Annotated in this window: 1 protein-coding gene; it reads right to left on the bottom strand. The window is 57.8% G+C overall.

What is annotated here, in order from left to right; genetic code table 11:
- On the bottom strand, positions 1–1,870 hold a 1,870-nt coding region (locus ON44_RS33740), incomplete at both ends, for a hypothetical protein (RefSeq protein WP_040698108.1).

Below are 1,870 nucleotides of genomic sequence, written 5' to 3' on the forward strand. Positions count from 1 at the left end.
TGCCGTCGAGTCCGGTCGGGTGCTTGAATGTCATGAAGCTGCCGAAGCTGGCATCCGGTGGAGACGCGGTGTCGAGCGGTACCGCGCTTCCACCCACAATGGCGAATATCTTGTTGTTGGCATCGACATAGACCAGCGCGCTCCGGTGCTCGAATTGCACCACATCCCCGGTCTTTACTTGCCCCTCTCCGATATTCGTCCACGGGCGGGTGGCGGTTTCCTGACCCCCCGTGCCCGTATACGCCGCGTGCGCGTCGGAACCATTCGGATCATTGATCGCATGGTTGAAGGCTTCAGCGAGCGTCCCCGCCGGCAGCTTCACCCGCCCGAGGCCGTTGATGTCCGCATCGACCATGGCGTTCGAGTTCGCTGATACCGGTGTGGCCGTAGCCGCCGACACCGCGCTGTTCGCCGCGTTCGTCAAGGTCTGCGGATTGGTAGCAGCCGCGGTCGCCGCATTGTTCCCAGCCAACTGCGAGTACGGGTTCGTACCATTCTGGTTGCCGTACTGGTTCTGCAACTGCTGCGGCAAATTGTACGGATTCGTCATCGAGGACAAGGGATTCGACCCACTCATGCCATACGGATTACTCATACCGCCGTACGGATTACTCGCACTACCCGAGCTACCACCAGACCCACCACCGGTCGACCCGCCACTGGTCGCCGCGTTCTGGATCTGAGCGATCGCCTGGTCGAGCTTCGACGAGATATCCGAACCCGTACCAGTGGTTCCGGTCGCACCAGTCGTATCGGTCGTGCCGTCGGAACCGGTGAGATCCTCGGCGGTCGTCAAACCGTCGGTATCACCGAAGGCACCATCACCCAGCCCATCCAGGCCCAACTCACTGTTGAAGTCGATCGGGTCAGCCGTCGTATCCGCAGCGGCTACGACGCCATTGCCGTCACCATTACCCGAACCATTGCCATTGCCATTGCCATTGCCATTGCCGCCGTTGTCCTTGCCATAGCCATTGCTGTCATGCGTATTCTTGTCGGTGTCCTTCTTGCCTTCCGCGTGGGCCTGATGGGCATTGTCGACGACCTTGTCGACAGCCATCACGGTCTTATCGATCGCTTTGAAAAGATCATCCTCCAGGTCCGGCAGAATTTGCCGATAGGTATGATCCCCATTCTGCCCCACCGAGACGACCTGGGTATCCTTCACACCATCGATCGCATGCAACTGTTCGTTGAGTTCGTCGATCGAGTTGATTATTGATTTGAACGCATCGCTATTGATCTGCTCAGTATTGAGCGCGATCGACCGAATCTTGCTGTCCAGATCTTTGAAATGTTTCTTGACCTGAGTGTCGTAGTCGAGATATGAATCATTGTAATCATGGGTGATCGCTGATTTATTGGTCTTGTCGGCCAATCCCTGATTGTGCAACCAGTTCCCGACGTCCTCGGCCAGTCCAGCCTTCCCTTTTCCGAAACAATCCACCTGCAGCTGTAGCGTGGACTGTGCTTCGTCGATCGCGAAGCGCAATGGCTCCGACTCCGCCGGCGGGTGGAATAACAACACCAATTTCGCATGCTTCGGGTCTCCGGCTTCGCGGATGACCTTGACCACCTTACCGGTCTGACGATCGATGACCTTGATACTGCCATCCAACCCGACCTTCACATCGTTGGTCGGGTCCGTGAGAAGATCAGCCGCGTCCGCCCCGGAATACCCCCACAGCTCTTCACCGTCCTTACCGGTGAGAATCAGATTGCCGTCTTTATCCAGCGCAAGCGTGTAGTCGCCGTTCTTGATCGAACTGCGCGCGTCACCGGCGGTGACCTCTTTAGAATCCGGAGCCGCCAGCTTCTCCGTCGGTTCCAGCCGATCATCGCGACGGTCTTTGACAGGCGGTAACTTGTC

The sequence above is a fragment of the Nocardia vinacea NBRC 16497 genome (assembly GCF_000308835.1).
GTDB classification, from domain to species: Bacteria; Actinomycetota; Actinomycetes; order Mycobacteriales; family Mycobacteriaceae; genus Nocardia; species Nocardia vinacea.